Here is a 19,545-nt window from a genome sequence, read left to right as displayed (position 1 = left end):
TATTTTAGGAAATATGCTTTTATTTGTAAAAATATTAGAGAGTGATAACCAAGCTGAGGAGTGTTGCCATTTCTTTAAAACAACTCCTCTCCTCAGACAGCGTTATGCCGTAACAGTAACAATAATATGGCACAATCCATTCTAAGATCACAACTAATTAAGCAAAAGTATTTCAAGGAGACCCCTCTAAAGTCGCCTTAAATTTTAGTGTCTAGCAGACAAATACGGCGTTTCAGAGTGCATATCCATCTCGTTTTGCTCTCTAAATTTTATAAACTCGTCCTCGCTTAATTTTTTGATATTTGCTATCGTCATTTTAAGCGGTGTGATACCGGAAAGTGGATCCGGGTCGCCGGCATTTGTTAGTTCGTTGCCGTCAGCCTCACTGTAGTGAAAAGTAGTAAATATCGTGCTCTCTTTGAGGTCGCTATTTACATGAAGTTTTGCTGCGATCTTACCACGCTTATTTTCAACCAAAGCGTAACATCCCTCCTGCAAATCTCTCTCATTTGCTATATCAGGACTTACCTCTATAAGCGCACCTTCAACTCCTGCACCATACTCAAGAGCGGGACACTCTCTAGTCATTGAGCCTGTATGATAGTGATATACCTTACGACCGGTTGTAAACAAACAAGGATAAATCTCCGTAGGCACTTCACTAAGCACACCAGATCCCACAGGATATTCATTTGGGATATTAAGTCTATCCCTAAATTTAGCCTCGGCATCGGCTCGTTGTGTTTTGTCATCAAGGTAAATCACGGGCACAAAACGGAATTTACCGTCTGGAAGCATGGACTTTTTATCAGTATAAAGCACAGGAGTTCCTGGATGATCTTCATCAGGACAAGGCCATGATATACCGCCTAATTTTTCAAGCCTATAGTAGCTTATGCCGCCAAAGAATTTTGGCATCAACTCGCGTAATTCGTTCCAAACTTGCTCGGCATTACCAAAGTTAAAACCCTCAAGTCCCATGCGATTAGCGATATTGCAAACTACTTTCCAGTCAGGCTCTACCCCGCCTACAGGCTCGCTTGCCTTACGCGTTCGTTGCACTCTACGGGAGGTGTTTAAAAATGTTCCGTCTTTTTCTCCCCAACATGCCGCAGGTAGCACGATATCGGCTTTTTGAGCGGTTTCTGTTAAGAAAAGATCTTGAACAATAAAGCAGTCAAGATGATGTATAGAGTGGATGAAGTGTTGCGTCCAAGGGTCACTCATCACGGGATTTTCACCAAATACATAAAGCAGTTTTATCTCACCGCTATCCATCTTATCAGGTGCTTGGGTTAATTTTACGCCCGGAGTTGGATTAAGCTCAAAGTGCCACACCTTGCGTGCTTGCTCTTGTGCGTAAGGACTATTTACAGCGCCTGCAGGTATGACGTTAGGAAGTGCACCCATATCACATGCGCCTTGGACGTTATTTTGTCCGCGAAGAGGATTTACACCCGCACCTTTTTTGCCTAAATTTCCGGTCATTAAAGCCAAATTTGAAAGACTAAAGACATTAGAAGTTCCATCGGTAAACTGCGTAATGCCCATAGTATAGCAAATCGCAGCCGTCCCTGCTTTGGCATACATTCTAGCGGCCTCTATGATAAGACTTGCTTTAATCCCTGTTTCTTGTTCAAATTTTTCAGGCGTAAAGTCTTTAACCGCCTCTTTTAAATACTCAAAACCGTGAGTATAATTTGCGATAAATTCGTCATCTTGTAAATTTTCACTCAAGATGACATTCATCATTGTGTTTAGCGTTTTTATGTTTGAGCCTATAGGAATTTGCAGATAAATGTCTGCTTTTTTAGCCATATCGGTGCGCTTTGGATCGATAACGATCATCTTTGCACCACGCTCAAGTCCTCGTTGTATCTGCATGGCGATTATAGGGTGACACTCGCTAGTGTTTGTGCCGATTAACAAAAATACATCAGTATATGTAGCAAACTCCACAAGGTCGTTTGTCATCGTTCCGTTACCTAGTGTATTGGCAAGACCTGCCACGGTAGGAGCGTGTCAAAGACGAGCGCAGTGATCTACGTTGTTGCTGCCTTGTGCACGAAAAAATTTTTGAAATACATAGTTGTCTTCATTGTTTGATCTAGCCGAGCTAAATCCCATAATAGAGTCGCTTCCGTATTTTGCCACGGTTGTTTTAAATTTATCCGCGATAAAATCATAAGCCTCATCAAAGCTTACCTCTTCTAAATCCCCATGCTTGTCAAAAACACCGTTTCGTTTACGCATCAAAGGGCGTGTTATACGTTTTGGAGAATTTACAAATTCCCAACCAAACATACCTTTTAAACAAAGCTCGCCGTCATTGACATGGTGATCTTGAGTAGGTTTTGCACCAACTATCCTGCCGTTTTTAACGACAAGGTCGATACCGCAACCGGTACCGCAATACGGACAGGTCGTCTTTACGATCGTTTCCATTGACTCTCCTTTTAAATTTTATGCACGGCTATTATACGACTAAAAATATTAAATTAATTTTAATATTTAAGCTTATTTTAATAGATATGTAAAAATAGCATATTTTAAAATACCGTAAAATAGGCTAAATTTATAGAAGAAGTGATGTTTTAAAAGATTAAATTTTCTGAAAAAATTTTATAAAAATAAATTTTTTAATAGCATAAGATACAATTTTTTATAAATTTTATGCTATAAGTTTATAAAATATAATTAATATAAAATTTAAATAAAAAATAAATTTAAGAGGCAAGACAAGCGGGAAATCCTACTTGTCTTTTTTGTTAAACATCTTTATGTAGATATGCAAAATATCAACAGCAGCGGGAGTTATGCCTGAAATTTCACTTGCCGCAAAAAGCGTAGCGGGCGCAAATTTCTCAAGCTTTTCTACTACTTCGTTACTAAGTCCGCTAATGCCTTTAAAGCTAAAATTTTCAGGGATTTTAACGCCAAGCATCTCTTTCATGCGTTCGATTTGGTTTTGTTGTTCGCCGATATAGTGTTGATATTTACTTTGAACTAAAATTTGTTCCAAGCTTATCTCGTCAAGCTCTTTAAAGAACTCATCAAGCAGTGTCAACTTCTCACGAGTAAAGCTCTTTCTAGCTACTATCTTTTGCAAAGTTGCTTTTTCGCTGATTATCTCTTCGCTCATAGATGCCAAAAATGCCAAATTCTCTTTTGAAGGAGTTATCTCTTTGGTGTTTAGTAGTTCCACGCCGTCTTTTAAATTTTGTTTGATATTTTCGATGCGGTTAAATGTTTCATCATCAAGCAACCCGAGCTCATGACCATATGCGCCAAGCCTTAGTATAGCGTTATCTTCGCGTAACAAAAGCCTATACTCTGCTCTTGAGGTAAACATACGATAAGGCTCTTTAGTTCCCTTTGTTACAAGGTCGTCTATCATCACGCCTATATATGCCTCGTCACGGCGCAAGACAAGCGGTTCTTTGCCTTTAAGACTTAAAGAGGCATTTATACCAGCCATCAGCCCTTGCGCTCCGGCCTCTTCATAGCCTGTCGTGCCGTTTATCTGTCCTGCAAGATAAAGTCCTTTTATCTTTTTAGTCTCCAAACTATGCCTTAACTCGGTAGGCTCGACATAATCATACTCGATCGCATACCCATGGCGCACTATCCTAGCATTTTCAAAACCTTTGACAGAGTGAAGCATCGCCACTTGCACATCATAAGGTAAACTTGTAGAAAAGCCGTTTATATAATACTCCGTGGCGTCTGCGGTTTGTGGCTCGACAAACAAATGATGACGATCGCGATCGGCAAAGCGGTTGATCTTATCTTCGATACTAGGGCAATAACGAGGTCCAACACCTTCTATCTGCCCAGTAAACAGTGGCGCTTTATCAAAATTTGAGCGGATAATCTCATGAGTGGTTTCATTAGTATAAGCGATATAACAAGGAAGTTGATTGGGATTAAAATTTTTAGTTCTAAAGCTAAAAGCTATCGGGGCACCGTCTCCGTCTTGCTTTTCAAGAACGCTAAAATCAATACTTTTTGCATCTATCCTAGGACAAGTCCCGGTCTTTAAACGTCCCATCGCTAGTCCTAAGCTTTTAAGGCTTGTACTTAAATTTTTAGAGCTTAATTCGCCCACACGCCCGGCTTCTATCTTGTTAAACCCCACATGAATTAGTCCATTTAAAAACGTGCCAGTGGTGATGATTAATTTCTTGCAGTTATAAGTGTTGCCAAGGTTGGTTTTAACACCACAAATTTCATTATCTTTGGTTAAAATTTCTGTAGCCATCTCTTGTGTGATGTCAAGATTTGGCGTATTTAAAAGCACGTTTCGCATATAAACACGATATCTGTCCATATCTATCTGAGCTCTTGAGCCGCGCACCGCCGGACCTTTGCTCTCATTTAGCATACGAAATTGAATCCCCACCGCATCGGTAGTTAAACCCATCTGACCGCCGAGTGCATCGATCTCTTTTACTAAGTGTCCTTTGGCAAGACCTCCGATAGCAGGGTTACAGCTTGCGGCCCCGATTTGCTCTGCAAGGATTGTTATCAAAAGTGTCTTATGGCCCGTTTTGGCAGCCGCCAAACATGCCTCGATGCCCGCATGTCCGCCGCCCACAACGATAATATCATAACTATTCATTAAATTTAACCTTTTAAAATTTTGAGAGATTTTATCCTAAAAAGCATAAAATTAATGTGAAAGTTGTGCAAAAAAGCTCTTAAATTTCACTTGCGATCTTTGTCATCTTGGCAAAAATTTCAGCCCTCTCTTTATCGTTTAAATTGCCAAATTGCAGCCTATTCATAAGTCGCATAAAGTCAAATTGCTTAAACATTTTAGCGTCTTGGGCGACTTCTTTTTCAAGCTCTTTATAAACGGTTGAATTTCCCTTTTCGTTCTGTGCCAAATTTTCCAAAAAAGAGCCGTATTCGTTACTTTTCATATCGCTTAAATTTAAAGCATTTGCATTTTTTGAAAGGTTTTGAAGCATGATGTTTTTTATATCATCATTGGTTGGAATTTTCATTTTTATCCTTTTTTGGATAAAAAGCAAAAGATATTCCAAGTCATTTAAAATTTGACATTTAAATTTAAGAGATATCTTTTTGCCAACTCGCTAAATTTATCTCTTGCACCAATTGGCGAGATAATGATAAAGTCAGGAAACCACCTACAAGCAAGCATTAAGATCATATCATCGCTTGTTATTTCAAAAGTGATCTTAGTCCAGCCGTTTTGCAAACTCTCTGCGATATTTTGAGTTTTAAAAAATTTCTTGACCTTAAAAAATTTTAAAATTTCATCACTTACCGCCACCTCACAAAGATACGGTTCACATTTATACCCATCCCAAAAGCTCTCTAAATTTTTGATGAAGTTTTCGGTATAGGTGCTTATATTAAAGGTATGAGAGTGGATATTGACTTTATCTATAAAGCAAAGTCTTATCACGCTAAAACCGTTATTTTGAGGGTCTTGGGGGTTTATAACAGCTAGCTGCCAGTTGCCTTTGCAGTAAATTATCTTTAACGCCTTAACCTCTTTTAACCACCTGCCCTCACTGTAAATATCACAATACTTTCTAAATTTTATAGCCTTTTTTAATTGGCTTAATATCTCTATGTTTATTGGTTTTCATGTGGACTTCCTTTTATCAAAAATGCGTCGGCAAGCTCTTTACCAAGCTTATCATCGATACGCTTATACGCACTTGGCAAAACCTTTGTAAAGCCGGGGTTTATTATATGAAGAAGGTCGATTAATTTTTCAAACTCATCGCTCTCTTTTTGGCTTGGAAGCAAGACCGTGCTAAGCAGGTCTTTATCTACGGCGATGTAGTTTCCGCGGGAAGTTATCATGATTGAGTCTTTGCCAAAATACTCCCTTATATCACTTAAATATCGCCTTATCGTTCTTTCGCTAAGAGCTGTTTTTAAGGCGTAATTTTTAACATTTATCTCGCTGGTTTTAACCAGTTCTTTTAATAAATTTAAAAGTTCAAAGCTCTTTTTGTTTTGCATTTTTCACCCTTCAAACTTACAAATTCTAGCAAATTTAGTTATTAAAAATTTATAAAATTTGACACAAGATAAGTAGTTTCACCATAGTGTCAAATTTTAAATTTAAAACATTTGCAAAATTACCAAAGTCCAAGCACTTTCCACCAAAGAGAGCCAACGCATGCCCAGATAAATAAATTTGCAGCCGTAGTGATAAAGCCGAGTCTCCACCACTCATTTTGCGTGACATATCCCGCACCAAAGATGATAGGAGCAGGTGCACCGCCGTAATGCGTGATAGGCATCATCAAATTTGAAGCAAATGCCAGCAAAAGCGCCACTAGCATAGCAGGTGCATTTGCAGCTATCGCAACCGCACCAAATGTCGCATACATCGCAGTGATATGTGCTGTAAGGCTTGCAAAAAAGTAATGCGTATACACATAAATAAGTAGCAAAATTCCAAGTGCAAAAACCCAAGATATACCGCCTACAGCGCCCGCTGCGTAAGCTGCAAACCATTTTACAAAACCAAGCTTGCTAAGCTCACCCGCTAGCGTGATAAGAGAGCCCATCCATACAAGCGTATCCCAACCGCCCTTTTCAGCCAACACATCATCCCAACTAAGCACCTCAAAAACGACAAGCACACAAACAGCAAGTAGTGCAACCGTAGTAGCGTTTAGTCCTGTTAAGCTACCGGTAGCCCAAAGTACTAACGCACCTACAAACACTCCTACTACAACCTTTTCACCATAGCTCATATCACCCATTTTTTCAAGCTCTGCCTTTGCTATGGCTTTACCTTCTGGGTATTGTTTAACCTCCGGCGGATAAATTTTATAAAGCAAGTAAGGTATCAAAGCTATAGAGACAAGACCTGGGAGCAAAGACGCTAAAGCCCAAAGCGTCCAAGAAATCTCCACATGAAATGTATCTGCCGCAAATTTTGCTATTAACGGGTTTGCCGCCATTGAAGTTAAAAACATCGCATTTGTTATAGTATTGCCTTGCCAAAGCGTCTGCATAAAAAATGCTCCCGCACGCTTTCTACTTCCGTCAGGCTCTGAACCTAAAGCACTGCTTAAACCTTTTACAATAGGAAATAATATACCACCCGCTCTTGCTCCACTGCTTGGCATCGCAGGAGATATGACAAGGTCGCTTAATACTATGCCGTAGCCGATTTTAAGAGTGCTATCACCAACAAGGGAGATGATCTTATAAGCTATGCGTCTGCCAAGTCCTGTCTTTATAAATCCTCTTGCCAAAATAAAGGCACAAAATATAAGCCAAATGGTTGCATTTCCAAAACCAGCAAGCGCGTCTTTTACACTTAGAGTTTTTGTTAAGATAGCTATCGTAACTCCGATAAATGCTATAGCTCCGATAGGCAAAGGCTGCAAAATAAGTCCTAAGATAGTAGCAACAACGATAGCAAAAAGATGCCATGCATTTGGCGCTACTTCGACAGGATGAGGGCAAAACCATATTATAACACCCACTGCAATAACAATGAGAGATTTTGTTAATTTGTTCATCTTATATCCTTTTAAATTTCAAGGTATTTTATAGTTAGATACCGTGAAAATAAACCGCAAACTATTTTTAGATGCCCTTTGCTAGTGTGTAGTAAAATTTTAGTGTAAATAAAATATTTATTCATCAAGCCAAAATTTTACAACTTCGCAAAGAGCCTCTAAAAGGGAGCGATTATTACTTTTTACTATCAGCTAGCACACGATCTACAAAAGCCGCACTCTCACCCACATAAAGCTCCGGATTCATTATCTTTTCAAGATCGGCTCTTGTAAAGTATTTTGCCACCTCATCACGCTCTAAAAGATCATCTATCACAGGTTTTCCGTCAGTAAAAGCTTTCATACAAACTTCATATACGATCTCGTGAGCACTTAGGCGCCCTAGCTTTTCCCCAAGATGAAGCATGACGGCTTCACTTAACATCGCACCTTTTAAAGCGTCCAAATTTCGTTTCATATTTTCAGGATAGACGATGAGATTTTCTAAAATATCGTTTTGTTTTTCAAGTGCAGCAGCTAGGCAAACAGAAGCGTGCGGCACGATATCCCACTCAACAGCCTCGCAACCCCAATCACGCTCATTTTCACACCCCATAACCTCTACAGCCAAAGGAGCTTGAGCACGCACTATGCGAGTTAGAGCGATAACACTTTCACAAACTTGAGGATTGCGCTTATGCGGCATCGTAGAGCTTCCTACTTTACCCATAAAAAACGGCTCTTCAACCTCGCAAATTTCAGTGCGCTGCAGGCTTAAAATTTCTCTAGCGATACGTCCGATAGTGCCTGCGATGATCGCCTCAAGGCTAACAAATTCAGCTATATGATCACGACTTGGATGCCATGAGATCACAGGAACATTTAATCCAAGATCAGCAAACATTAGTTCTTGCATCGCAAAACCTTTTCCCTCTTGAGAAGCCATAGTTCCTACCGCACCGCTTAGCTGACCGACAAAAAGGCGCGACTTTATCTCTTCAAGACGCTCTAAGCTTCTTTTTATCTCTTGTGCCCACATGGCGACTTTAAAGCCAAATGTTATAGGAAGTGCGTGTATAACGTGAGTGCGGCCAGCCATAACGGTATTTTTGTATTTTTGAGCGATCTTTAAACACTCATTATAAGTTTTTGTTAAAAGTTTTGCTAAAAGCGTATGAGCTTCGCGAATTTGAAGCACCATACCGTTATCCATTATGTCTTGACTAGTCGCACCCCAATGCACAAATTCACCGCTATCATCGTCAAAGACCTTTTTAAATTCTTTCAAAAGTGGCACGATCGTGATAGAACTTTTATAATTCTCACCTATCGCGTCGATGTCGAGCAACTGGGCTTTTGCAAATTTTGTTATCTGCTTTGCTTGATGCTCGGTAATGATACCAAGCTTTGCTTGTGCACGAGCAAGTGCAGCCTCTGTATCAAGCCATTTTTGCACACGATTTTCATCGCTAAAAATTTTTTTCATCTCTTCGCTTGCAAAAAGCACCCCAAAAACTCTACTGTCTATACTACTTGAAGCCATCTTATACTCCTTAGGTTGATTTTGTTGTGATTTGCAAATCTTTAGTGAAAGTATAACCGAGTGTGCGGACAAAAACTGACCGATAAGAAAGTAATATTAAATAAAATTTACAAAGATGGATTAGTTATAAAAATACAAAAATTTAAGCTTTATTCAAACAATATATGATATTATTATGATTTTAATTCTCAAAATAGGAGGAACTTATGCAGTTAAGTAAGGCTGTATCTATTTTATTATCAGGTGGGCTCTTTTGCTCTGTTTTGGCGCATGACTTTTGGGTAAGCGGAACAAATGAGGATAAATTTAATGCTCATATCGGCTATGGACACGACTTTCCAAAACCTGAAGCCATCCCCGAAAATAGAGTAAAACTCTTTAATCCTCTTTATATAGTTAAAAGCGGCGGTGAAAAAAGCGAGCTAAAACAAAACGGAGCAAATTACGAATTTCAAGGCTCAAAACTAGCAAACGGAAGCTATGTTTTAGCGGGGGATTATAAACCTACGTTTTGGACAAAAGACAGTGAAGGCAAGTGGCACATGGACGGCACTAAAGACAACGTCAAAAATAGCGCATTTTGCGAGCTTGCCGTGATGAATGCTAAACAAATCGTGATCGTTGGCGATAAAAAAGACGAATTTATCCACAAGCCTATCGGTCAAACTATCGAGATAGTCCCGCTTGATGATCCAAGAGATATTAAAGTAGATAAGCCTTTTAAAGTGCAGGTATTTTTAGAGGGCAAGCCGCTAAAAACCGGCAAAGTTACCGGAACTTTTGATGGATTTTTACAAGATAAGCACGCATTTTCCGGCACAACAGATCTAAAAGGTATCATCGAGATCGTAGCTTTAAGACCCGGAAAATGGCTACTTGAAGCAACTCACGAGAGAGACTATAAAGATCAAAACAAATGCGATGAAGAGATACTTCTTGCAACTCTTACGCTTGAGGTAAAAGACAAATAACAACTTCTAGCCCGTCAAATTTTTACAATGGCGGGCTTATTTATCACATTTTGGTAAAATATCTTAAATTTATATGCGAGAAATACAATGATAAAATTTAAGATAATTTACAAATTTACACTTGTTTTCATGATATTTTTTACCGTTTGTTTTTTGCTATATTCCGGAGTAAAATTTAGCCTTGGCGAGTATAGCGATACTTTGACTACGGCTCATAAATTTTTGGGCTTTACACTGGGTTTTATTATCTTGCCTCATATTATCATCAACAGAAAAAAGCTCATAAAAATTCTAAACGAATTTTACGACCTTGCAAACGCTAGCAAAAACCCATCTTTTTGCAACATGGACAGGCTAATAAAAGCACTTGAAAACTACACGATCGTAGAACTTGCTAAAAAAATGGAGCTTGATGAGGATAAACTGTTTAACGCCATAAAAAACGGCGGAGTAAATATCAAAAGCAAGTCTCAAACTCTAAGAGAGATAGCAAAGATAAACGATGAGAAAATTTTCTACACTCTTGTTTTGATTATGGAGCTTAAATTTGGTGGTAAAATTTCAGAAGAAAAGGCTTGTTCTTTTAGCTAAAAGAACGTATTAAGGCTGATTGTTGCTTGCGATTAGCTAGGATAAATTTAAATATTAAATCAAAATTTACGCTATGATTAACCACGGTTACTTTTCGTTTTATTAACAAAAAAGTGCTATCATCGCAAAAAATAAAACAAAAAGGACATATATGAGAAAAATCCTCCTAACTCTCGTTTTCTTATCACTTAGTGCATTCGCAAACCAAAATTTCGAACAAAGTCTAACAAGCTGTATCACAAAAAGCAACGAAAACGCCTGCAAAGTCGTTACCGACACACTTGAAGCAAAATGCTACGTTGGCGATAGAGTATCTTGCTTTTTCTTAGCCGACATACTAGGACGCGGACTTGGTATCTCAAAAGACGTAGTTAGATCATACAAGATGTTTAAAAAACAGTGCGAACAAGGAAGTAGCGAAGCATGCTACGAGCTATCGGTAAAATATCTGCAAGGAAACGGCACCGAACATAGCTTTGACCTCTCGGCTGCCGCACTTGAAAAAGCCTGCAAGCTAGGAAGCAAAAGAGCTTGCGATGTCCTTGCTTTAGTTCCTAACGAATAACTCTTAGCCGACCTATGTCGGCTCTTTTTAATCCTTTTAAATTTAAAAAATTTTATATCTAAACTTAAAAATATTTTTATTAATAAAAAGTAAATTTTTATTTTAAGAATTTACTTGAAATTTATGCTTATATATACAAAAAATACACACGACCAATATATCTTAAATTTAAATTTATCAATATTTTCTTCGATAAAAAGCCAAAAGAAGTATTAATTTTTTACTATCTTAAAATAATATAAATTAACAATATTAGTATAAAAAATACAAAATATGTCAGATAGCTGACAGTAATTTTCTATAAATTCATATAAAATGACATGAAAATTTAATAGAAAGGGGTTAAATAAGATGAAAACTAGGTTTTATCCTGATAAATTTAAATTAAAAAAATTTTTCAGTATAGAGCATGAAATTTCATCTATTTTTGGTGTGATTTTTAACAAAAATCTAAAATCAAACAGACAAAAACTCGATGGAACGAGCGATGTCGGTGCTAGGAGGATTTATGAAACAGCATAAATTTGTAATCGCCGATTATAAGCGCTGCATAGGTTGCGCCACATGCATGGCAGCCTGTTTTAAAAGCGCTTATGAGCGAGGCAAACTCTCTAAAGCAAGACTAGCAGTTCTTCGTCAAGCAGCAGGTGTCATGCCGACACAATGCCGCCAATGCGACGATGGACCTTGTGCAAATGTCTGCCCTACGGGAGCACTTAGGTTTAACGATGACTGTATCGAGCTTCACGAAGAGATATGTATAGGCTGTAAGCTATGCACTATCGCGTGTCCTTACGGTGCTATCACTTCAAATGCCGAGCTAATGCCTTCGGTAAATTACGCAGTTGAGCCTAAGTATTATCTTGAGGTAGAGTCTCAAGCAGGTGCGAAAAATATCGCCATAAAATGTGACATGTGCTACGGAAGAGAGGAAGGACCGGCTTGCGTTGAAGTCTGTCCGACAAGCGCGCTTTTGATGATAAGCCCAAAAGACGACAATCACAAACTAGGCAAAAGAGCGACTTCTCAGATCACCGACGCTTTCATGCAAAAAATTTTACAGGAGGCGTGAGATGATAACTGTTTATATGTTATTTGTTGTTAGTGCGATTGCTAGCATGTGTCTTTATTATGCGTCTAAACTAGCCGTCAAGGTCGGCTTTGGACTAAGTGCACTAAGTTGTTTTTATGCAATGTATCATTTTGTAAACAATATGGGCGTTAGCGATAGCTTCGTCTTAGGCGGAAATTTCTTATACGCTCCAAATTTTGCGCTAACTCCGCTTGGAAATTTCTTTAGCTTTGTTGTTGTTTTCATCGGTTTTGCAAGCAGTATTTACGGTATGAGCTACGCGGAAGAATACATCAAAAAAGCAAATGTCGGAGTCTTTGCTAGCTTGTTTAGCACATTTATCTTATCTATGCTTTTGGTTATCAGCGCAAATAACGTCTTTTGCTTTATCGTTTTATGGGAGCTTATGACGCTTATATCATCATTTTTGATCCTAGTAAATGACGGCAAAGGCACGCTAAGAGCGGTTATGATATACCTTGGTATAGCGCAAGTTGGTGCGTTTTGTATCACATGCGGTTTGCTTATCATCGCTTATTACGCCAAAAGTGCGGAATTTAGCGAGTGGGTAAACTTTAGTATGCCATTTACCGCCTCTGTTGTTACGTTCGCACTTTTTTTGGTTGGATTTGGCTCAAAAGCCGGTATGTGGCCGTTTCACGTATGGCTCCCTCTTGCTCACCCGGCGGCTCCGTCAAATGTATCTGCTCTAATGAGCGGAGTTATGATAAAAGTGGCTTTATTTACGCTTGTTAAATTTACTCTATTTTTACCGCTTAGCACATATTTTGGTCTTACCATCTTGCTCCTTGGTGCCGCAAGTTCGTTATTTGGCGTTTTATATGCTCTTTGCCAACACGACTATAAAGCCCTTCTTGCTTACCACTCAGTAGAAAACATAGGTATCATCTTGCTAGGACTTGGCACAGGAATTTACGGTATAGCGGCTTCTAACCCGACTTTGGCAGCGATAGGATTTTTAGCCGGTTGTTATCACGTAGTAAACCACGCTATATTTAAAGGTTTGCTGTTTCTTTGCGCGGGATCGGTGCTTCATGCTACACATACAAGAGATATGGATGTGCTTGGCGGACTTGCCAAAAAGATGCCTTGGACTAGCATTGGTATGTTCATAGGTATTATGGGTATTGCCGCTCTTCCTCCTGTAAACGGCTTTGTTTCAGAGTGGCTTACTTATCAAGGCATGCTTCAAGGCGCAATGGGTGATGGAGTTATCGTAAGGTATTCATTTACTCTAGCCGTAGTCGCACTAGCACTTACCGGAGTATTAGTCGGTATGCACCTAAAACTTTACGCGGTAATATTTGCAGGAACCCCAAGAGATAAGAAAATTTGGGATAATGCAAAAGAGAGTCCGATAGGAATGGTGCTTGGCATGGTTATCTTGATGATAGGTTGTGTTGGTTTTGGCATAGGAGCTAATGTTATAGTTGATTATATAATGCAAGCTGTAAATTCAATAACCGTTAGCGGATACGACGCGAGTTTGGGCTCAACAGCTATAGTTTCTCCTATGGGAAGTTATGTTTCAACTCCGCTTATAGCTATAGTGCTTGGCTCAACCATGATACTTCCTTTTGTAATACTTGCCGTAATGAAAGCAAACAGAACAACCCCTAGAGAGACAGACCCTTGGGCTTGTGGCTTTAAGTATAGCTCACGTATGCAAATGACAGGCGGTCCTTTTACGGGCGATCTTAGAAAGATTATGGATTGGTTATTTAAAGGACATAAAAAAGTCGTTTCACACGGATATTTTTCACCGGTAGAGTATCACAATCACCCGCAAGATATCTGGTGGGGACTGATATATAACCCTATCATCGAGTGGTGCAAAAAGATAGCCGATAAGATCGGTATAGTTCAAAGTGGATACACAAATGTTTATGCGCTTTATATACTAATTTATCTATGCGCTATCCTTGCCATCGGTTATTTTTTGGTTTAGGGGGCTAAGATGCAAACTATACTTTTAATGATACTTCAAGTCGTGGTTATCGTTTTGGTCGCTCCTTTATTTGACGGCATGGCAAGAAAACTAAGAGCCAAACTCCAGTCAAAACAAGGTAGCGATATATTTCAAACATATCGCGATATTATAAAACTTTTCAAACGCGGCAGAACAGTGCCTGAATGCTCTCACTGGGTATTTAGATGGGCTCCGTTCTTTTTATTTGCAACTTCGGCTGCAATACTTGCCGCCATACCTATAACTTATAATCAAAACATGGGATATGGTGCGTATTCAGATATTTTTGTCATCATATATCTTGGAGCACTACTTCGTTTTGTATTTGGTGCAGCCTCTATGGATAGCGGTAACCCGTTTGCGGCAACAGGTGGCGGCAGAGAGCAGATGCTTGGCGTTTATGTCGAGCCTGTTATGATAATGTGTCTTATAGTTGTCATGCTAGCTGCAGGCACTTCAAATTTAGTAACCATACAAGAACTTGTAAAAACAGGAGCTATCGGATATCAAATTCCAAGCTTTGCCGTTGCTTCGATAGCATTTTTATGGTGTATGTATGTTGAAACGGGCAGAAAGCCGTTTGACCTAGCGGAAGCCGAACAAGAGCTTCAAGAGGGCTTACTTGGCGAATACGCCGGTAGCGACTTAGGACTTGTTCAAGCCGCGCTTATATTAAAACAATTCGCAATGATAGGTTTGTTTCTAACGATATTTGAACCATGGAATTTTAACAACCCTATACTGGCGCTGATCATCTTTGTTTTAAAAGCAGGAGTGTTTTACGTAGCAGCCGTCTTTATAGACAACTTCGGTCCTCGTTTTAGAATGACCTCAAGCATGCGTAAAAACGCTCTAGCGGCACTTGCTATTTCTTTTATAGCATTAACACTTTATGTAGTAGGAGCTTAAGATGGCAACGATAGACTTTTTAGCGATTTGCATGATCGTAACCTCTTTAGCGGTATTTGGACTTAGAAATTTAAAAGCTTCGGTGGCGATTTATGCCGTGCAAACTCTGCTTTTGGTTACTATATTTTTCCTACTTGCGTCAGAATTTAGCGCACAACAACTTAGCACTTGGGCAGTCGTAGCCTTTTTTACAAAGGTTATTTTTGTTCCGGCTATTTTGTTTTGGCTTATAAGAAAGCTAAATGTAATAAGTGAAGACGAGCCTGTAGGGGGATTTTTCGTAAGTCCGATTATAGCGATGGGCTTTAGCCTTGCCATTGCCATGAGCATACATAATATCTTTTTAGAATTCTCTCTTATAAAAGAAGAAATTTTGCTTATAGCGGCTGGAACAGTGTTTATGATGGGAATTTTTGGCTTTATGCTTAGAAATTCATTTATTAAACAAATTTTAGCCTACTGCTTGTTTGAAAACGGTATCCATTTAAGCCTTGCGCTTATGGCTTATAATTCACACGAGTTAGTTGAGCTTGGTATCTTAACGGACGCGATCTTCGCGGTTATTATAATGAGTATTTTAGCGGTTAGGTTTTACAAAGCCTACAACAGCCTTGATACTTCTAAAGCTTCAAATTTAAGGGGTTAAAGATGGACAGTTTAACTTTAATACTAATCCTACCGCTCCTTGGTGCATTGATAATATTTTTAAGTCCTAAGAATTTCGGGATCTTAAGCACACTTCATGTGATAATTTCAGCCATAACCTCAGCAGTCTTGCTTGCTAATGTATGCAAGGTGCTTGGTGGAGAAACACTATATAGCTATGATAGCTTTTTGTTTCTTGACAGTTTAAGTTGCGTGTTTTTGGTGCTTATAGCAGTTACTGGATTTTTAGTAAATTTATACTCTACAACCTATATGAAATGGGAATTTGAAGAGGGTCATATAAATTTATGCGATCTTAAAAAATACTATGCGCTTAGCCATGTATTTGTATTTACAATGAGTCTAAGCGTTATTTGCAACAACGTTGCGTTTATGTGGGCGGCTATAGAGGCTACAACGTTAGCTTCTGTGTTTTTGGTTGCTATACACAAAGACCAAAAATCAACCGAAAGCGGATACAAATACATAGTGCTTTGCTCTATCGGTCTTGCCTTTGCGCTTTATGCTACGGTATTACTTTATTCAGCAACCTTTTCAAATATCGGCAACGGTGAGCACGCTATGCTTTGGACAAGCATAATGGATCACGCCAAAGACCTAAATGGCGATGCTGCAAAGCTTATTTTTATCTTTGCGCTAATAGGCTTTGGAACAAAAGCCGGACTTGCTCCAACTCACACTTGGTTGCCCGATGTTCACGCACAAGGCCCTGCGCCTATCTCGGCTCTACTTTCAGGTGTTCTTTTAAAATGCGCCATGCTTGCGCTATTTAGATACTACGCAGTTACGGCTGAGGCGGTCGGCTTTGAGTTTGTTCAAAGTGTTATGCTAGTTTCTGGCACTATCACGCTTTTTGTGGCGGGAATTTTTCTAATTAGACAGCATGACGTAAAAAGAATGTTTGCTTATCACTCAGTAGTTCACATGGGCGTTATAGCATTTGCCCTTGGTATAGGCGGAGAATTTGGTCTATTTGCAGCGATATTTCACTGCTTAGCTCACAGCTTCACTAAGGCGCTAGCATTTTGTTCAACAGGCAATATCGCAAGAATTTATGGTCATAAAGACATGAGCAAAATGGGCGGTATGATAAAGATAGCTCCGATCACGACGATACTTTTTGGTGCGTCGGTTTGTTCGCTAGTAGGCGTGCCTGCGTTTGCGATATTTGTTGGCGAATTTCTAGTCTTTAAGGGCGCTATCGCAAGCGGTCAATTCATAGCGGTAGGACTTTTTGCTATCGCTCTTGCTATCATTTTTATAGCTGACTTTTCACACTTTAACATGGCGAGTTTTGGCGAGCCAAAAGATGTGGTTGTTCATGCAAAAGAGATGAGCTTAATGGAAAATTTACCGCTTATTGCACTTTGTGTGCTCATCATCGTTTTTGGCGTATGGCATGTAGATAGCTTTTACACCTTGGTTGAAAACGGTGTCAAAATTTTAATGAGGGGTTGAGGATGCGTGGCGATAAATTTATAGAAATTTTAAGAACGAAAGTAAAAGTGCTAGAGGTTACACATCAAGCAGATGACCAAGTAACGGTCTTGGTAGATAGAAATGACCTGCCTCTTGCCGTAAAAACGCTTTATTATGACATAGGCGGTTTTTTAAGCACAATGATACCAAACGACGAGCGCGAGATAAACGGCAACTTCGCACTTTATTACGCTATTTCAATGGAAGGCGGCAAGATGAGCGAAGATGATGATTTTGCAGCCCAAGATAAGTGTTTTATCACTGTTAAGACGCTTATCCCTGCAAGTGATCCGACTTTTCCGTCCGTTACTCCACATGTTCCTGCATGTGTTTGGTATGAAAGAGAAGCCTTTGACATGTTTGGCCTTAGAGCAGAGGGGCTTCCTGATAAAAGACGTTTGGTTTTAGCCGACGACTGGCCGGACGGACTTCATCCTCTTCGCAAAGATGCGATGGATTATCGTTACAGACCAGATCCGGTTGCTCATCAAGACGAGCCTGATGCTGCATTTTTGTTTCCTAGCGGAGATAGCGTAGTTGATGTTCCGCTTGGACCACTTCATGTAGCAAGTGACGAGCCCGGACACTTTAGGTTATTTTGCGACGGAGATGAGATAATCGACGCCGACTACCGCCTGTTTTATCAACACAGAGGTATGGAAAAACTAGCAGAAAACCGCATGAACTACGACCAAATGGGATACTTAGCAGAGAGAGTCTGTGGAATTTGCGGTTACGCTCACGCGATAGCTTGTATAGAGGCTGCAGAAAAGGCGATCAACCTTGAAATTCCTCTTCGTGCACAAGCTATACGCGTAGTTTGCCTTGAGATCGAGCGTCTTCACAGCCATCTTTTAAATATCGGCTTAGCATGCGAGGTTACCGGCAACTATAACGCTTTCATGCATATATTTAGAGTGCGCGAATACTCCATGGAGCTAGCCCAACTTGTAACAGGAGGTAGAAAGACTTACGGCAACGTTATCATGGGCGGTTTAAGGCGCGATATGACAAACAACGAGATCAAAAAATCTATCGAAATAATCAACAATCTCGAAGTTCAAATAGATGAAATTTGGGATGCCGTCATGGAAGATAAACGTCAGATAGAACGTTGGAAAGGCGTTGGGATTTTAGATCGTCAAATAGCAAGGGATTTTAGTCCCGTTGGTCCAAACATGAGAGCAAGCGGCTTTAAACGCGATAACAGATACGATCATCCTTACGACTTCTTCAAACAGTTAGAATTTAAAGTAGCCGTAGAGCATGGTTGCGATGTATTTAGTCGTGAGATGGTGCGATATAAAGAGCTAAAAGAGTCTATTAGTATCATTCGTCAATGCTTTGAGCTAATGCCTCAAACTCCTATCATGATAGATCCTAAAACCATGATACGACCGGAAAATTTTGCCCTAGGTCATGACGAAGCACCGCGCGGTGAAAATGTCCACTGGATCATGCAAGGAAGCGCACAAAAAGTATACCGCTGGAGATGTCGTGCCGCCACTTATAACAACTGGCCAAGCCTAAGATACCAATTTAGAGGCAACAACATCGCCGATGCGGCACTTATCGTTTGCTCGCTTGACCCTTGCTACTCATGCACCGAACGTGTGACGCTAGTTGATGTTAGGAGTAAAAAAAGTAAAATTCTAACGGAAAAAGACCTTAAAAAATTCTGCCAAATAGGCGGGGTTAGCAAAAAGGATTTAAGATGATGAAGCTTTTTGACATCACTGAAAAATACGGAAAAGCGACTTACGCTTATCCATTTGAACCATATAAAGTTCATGCAAATTTCCGCGGTCAGCCACACTATACATATGAGCTTTGCATAGGCTGTGCGGCTTGTGGCATAGCTTGTCCGAGTAATGCGATCGAGGTAAAGATGAACGATACACAAGATAGGCTAATTTGGCAGTTTGACTGCGCTAGATGTATATTTTGCGGTCGTTGCGACGAGGTTTGCCCTACGGGTGCGGTTAGACTTAGCGATAGTTTTGAACTAGCCGTTAAATTTGATAAAAGCGCACTTATACAAAGAGGCGAACTTGAGATGCAAACTTGCAAATGTTGCGGCAAGCCTTTTACACCAAAAAGACTTATAGGCTTTGCAGCACAAAAGCTAGAAACGGCAAATTTATTGCCCGGTAGATTTGAGGAGGCAAAAGAGTATTTACAAATTTGTCCCGAATGCAAAAAAGCGACGGCGGTTAAAAATTTAACCACTGGCGTTGATATGATAGTGAAGTAAGGG

18 protein-coding genes are annotated in these 19,545 nt (G+C 39.7%); 11 read left to right on the top strand and 7 right to left on the bottom strand.

All coding sequences use genetic code 11. The annotated features are described in order from the left end of the window. Positions 1-204 precede the first annotated feature (204 nt). From fdhF to purB, 7 genes are all read right to left on the bottom strand, one after another. A complete protein-coding gene (fdhF, locus tag CCAL_RS09515; RefSeq protein WP_228026719.1) occupies positions 205-2,445 on the bottom strand; it encodes a formate dehydrogenase subunit alpha in 2,241 nt (746 codons plus the stop codon). 307 nt (positions 2,446-2,752) lie between these two features. After that, a complete protein-coding gene (gene mnmG, locus CCAL_RS01355) occupies positions 2,753-4,621 on the bottom strand; it encodes a tRNA uridine-5-carboxymethylaminomethyl(34) synthesis enzyme MnmG (protein ID WP_169937515.1) in 1,869 nt (622 codons plus the stop codon). A gap of 79 nt (positions 4,622-4,700) precedes the next feature. After that, a complete protein-coding gene (locus CCAL_RS01350; RefSeq protein WP_172285029.1) occupies positions 4,701-5,009 on the bottom strand; it encodes a hypothetical protein in 309 nt (102 codons plus the stop codon). 44 nt (positions 5,010-5,053) lie between these two features. After that, positions 5,054-5,434 (bottom strand): hypothetical protein, encoded by a 381-nt coding sequence (locus CCAL_RS09315; RefSeq protein ID WP_449240111.1) that lies wholly within the window; start codon positions 5,432-5,434, stop codon positions 5,054-5,056. A gap of 173 nt (positions 5,435-5,607) precedes the next feature. Further along, complete coding sequence (locus CCAL_RS09310) at positions 5,608-6,003, bottom strand: helix-turn-helix domain-containing protein (RefSeq protein ID WP_236860490.1); 396 nt, start codon at positions 6,001-6,003, stop codon at positions 5,608-5,610. 119 nt (positions 6,004-6,122) lie between these two features. Continuing rightward, complete coding sequence (locus tag CCAL_RS01340; protein ID WP_172285028.1) at positions 6,123-7,523, bottom strand: anion permease; 1,401 nt, start codon at positions 7,521-7,523, stop codon at positions 6,123-6,125. Between the two features lie 175 nt (positions 7,524-7,698). Next, complete coding sequence (purB, locus tag CCAL_RS01335) at positions 7,699-9,045, bottom strand: adenylosuccinate lyase (protein ID WP_170015158.1); 1,347 nt, start codon at positions 9,043-9,045, stop codon at positions 7,699-7,701. 206 nt (positions 9,046-9,251) lie between these two features. Here purB and CCAL_RS01330 point away from each other — a divergent pair, with 206 nt between their 5' ends. The 11 genes from CCAL_RS01330 (at position 9,252) to CCAL_RS01280 (ending at position 19,542) form a co-directional block, all read left to right on the top strand. After that, the gene (locus CCAL_RS01330; protein WP_169937522.1) at positions 9,252-10,016 is read left to right on the top strand and encodes a DUF4198 domain-containing protein; all 765 of its coding nucleotides are present in this window, start codon (positions 9,252-9,254) and stop codon (positions 10,014-10,016) included. A gap of 87 nt (positions 10,017-10,103) precedes the next feature. Next, positions 10,104-10,607 (top strand): chemotaxis protein, encoded by a 504-nt coding sequence (locus CCAL_RS01325; RefSeq protein ID WP_170015160.1) that lies wholly within the window; start codon positions 10,104-10,106, stop codon positions 10,605-10,607. A 151-nt stretch (positions 10,608-10,758) separates the two neighbouring features. Further along, complete coding sequence (locus CCAL_RS01320) at positions 10,759-11,172, top strand: tetratricopeptide repeat protein (protein ID WP_170015162.1); 414 nt, start codon at positions 10,759-10,761, stop codon at positions 11,170-11,172. Positions 11,173-11,523: 351 nt separating this feature from the next. After that, complete coding sequence (locus CCAL_RS01315; RefSeq protein WP_170015164.1) at positions 11,524-11,694, top strand: hypothetical protein; 171 nt, start codon at positions 11,524-11,526, stop codon at positions 11,692-11,694. Beyond that, on the top strand, positions 11,681-12,244 hold the full coding sequence (locus tag CCAL_RS01310; RefSeq protein ID WP_170015166.1) for a 4Fe-4S dicluster domain-containing protein: 564 nt from the start codon (positions 11,681-11,683) through the stop codon (positions 12,242-12,244). The genes CCAL_RS01315 and CCAL_RS01310 overlap by 14 nt, the downstream gene beginning before the upstream one ends. Before the next feature lies 1 nt (position 12,245). Continuing rightward, the gene (locus CCAL_RS01305) at positions 12,246-14,213 is read left to right on the top strand and encodes a proton-conducting transporter transmembrane domain-containing protein (protein ID WP_172285027.1); all 1,968 of its coding nucleotides are present in this window, start codon (positions 12,246-12,248) and stop codon (positions 14,211-14,213) included. A 9-nt stretch (positions 14,214-14,222) separates the two neighbouring features. Then, positions 14,223-15,143, top strand: coding sequence for a respiratory chain complex I subunit 1 family protein (locus tag CCAL_RS01300; protein WP_172285026.1), 921 nt, complete (start codon positions 14,223-14,225; stop codon positions 15,141-15,143). Between the two features lies 1 nt (position 15,144). Next, positions 15,145-15,789: a hydrogenase 4 membrane subunit gene (hyfE, locus tag CCAL_RS01295; protein ID WP_172285025.1), complete on the top strand. Its 645-nt coding sequence runs from the start codon at positions 15,145-15,147 to the stop codon at positions 15,787-15,789. Positions 15,790-15,791: 2 nt separating this feature from the next. Next, positions 15,792-17,267, top strand: coding sequence for a hydrogenase 4 subunit F (locus CCAL_RS01290; RefSeq protein ID WP_172285024.1), 1,476 nt, complete (start codon positions 15,792-15,794; stop codon positions 17,265-17,267). A 2-nt stretch (positions 17,268-17,269) separates the two neighbouring features. After that, positions 17,270-19,006 (top strand): hydrogenase large subunit, encoded by a 1,737-nt coding sequence (locus tag CCAL_RS01285; protein WP_170015174.1) that lies wholly within the window; start codon positions 17,270-17,272, stop codon positions 19,004-19,006. Continuing rightward, on the top strand, positions 19,003-19,542 hold the full coding sequence (locus CCAL_RS01280; protein WP_170015176.1) for a formate hydrogenlyase complex iron-sulfur subunit: 540 nt from the start codon (positions 19,003-19,005) through the stop codon (positions 19,540-19,542). The genes CCAL_RS01285 and CCAL_RS01280 overlap by 4 nt, the downstream gene beginning before the upstream one ends. The last annotated feature ends 3 nt before the right edge of the window (positions 19,543-19,545 follow it).

The sequence above is a fragment of the Campylobacter sp. RM6914 genome (assembly GCF_004803835.1).
Taxonomy (GTDB): Bacteria; Campylobacterota; Campylobacteria; order Campylobacterales; family Campylobacteraceae; genus Campylobacter_A; species Campylobacter_A californiensis.
This window is presented reverse-complemented; position numbering and strand designations above follow the sequence as displayed.

Bases quoted from the DNA above. Each gene is read 5' to 3' on its own strand.
- mnmG (WP_169937515.1), bottom strand. From the start codon at position 4,621: ATGAATAGTTATGATATTATCGTTGTGGGCGGCGGACATGCGGGCATC.
- hyfE (WP_172285025.1), top strand. From the start codon at position 15,145: ATGGCAACGATAGACTTTTTAGCGATTTGCATGATCGTAACCTCTTTA.
- CCAL_RS01310 (WP_170015166.1), top strand. From the start codon at position 11,681: ATGAAACAGCATAAATTTGTAATCGCCGATTATAAGCGCTGCATAGGT.
- CCAL_RS01280 (WP_170015176.1), top strand. From the start codon at position 19,003: ATGATGAAGCTTTTTGACATCACTGAAAAATACGGAAAAGCGACTTAC.
- CCAL_RS01350 (WP_172285029.1), bottom strand. From the start codon at position 5,009: ATGAAAATTCCAACCAATGATGATATAAAAAACATCATGCTTCAAAAC.
- CCAL_RS01290 (WP_172285024.1), top strand. From the start codon at position 15,792: ATGGACAGTTTAACTTTAATACTAATCCTACCGCTCCTTGGTGCATTG.
- CCAL_RS01285 (WP_170015174.1), top strand. From the start codon at position 17,270: ATGCGTGGCGATAAATTTATAGAAATTTTAAGAACGAAAGTAAAAGTG.
- CCAL_RS01320 (WP_170015162.1), top strand. From the start codon at position 10,759: ATGAGAAAAATCCTCCTAACTCTCGTTTTCTTATCACTTAGTGCATTC.
- CCAL_RS01340 (WP_172285028.1), bottom strand. From the start codon at position 7,523: ATGAACAAATTAACAAAATCTCTCATTGTTATTGCAGTGGGTGTTATA.
- CCAL_RS01305 (WP_172285027.1), top strand. From the start codon at position 12,246: ATGATAACTGTTTATATGTTATTTGTTGTTAGTGCGATTGCTAGCATG.
- purB (WP_170015158.1), bottom strand. From the start codon at position 9,045: ATGGCTTCAAGTAGTATAGACAGTAGAGTTTTTGGGGTGCTTTTTGCA.
- CCAL_RS01300 (WP_172285026.1), top strand. From the start codon at position 14,223: ATGCAAACTATACTTTTAATGATACTTCAAGTCGTGGTTATCGTTTTG.
- CCAL_RS09310 (WP_236860490.1), bottom strand. From the start codon at position 6,003: ATGCAAAACAAAAAGAGCTTTGAACTTTTAAATTTATTAAAAGAACTG.
- CCAL_RS01315 (WP_170015164.1), top strand. From the start codon at position 11,524: ATGAAAACTAGGTTTTATCCTGATAAATTTAAATTAAAAAAATTTTTC.
- CCAL_RS01325 (WP_170015160.1), top strand. From the start codon at position 10,104: ATGATAAAATTTAAGATAATTTACAAATTTACACTTGTTTTCATGATA.
- CCAL_RS01330 (WP_169937522.1), top strand. From the start codon at position 9,252: ATGCAGTTAAGTAAGGCTGTATCTATTTTATTATCAGGTGGGCTCTTT.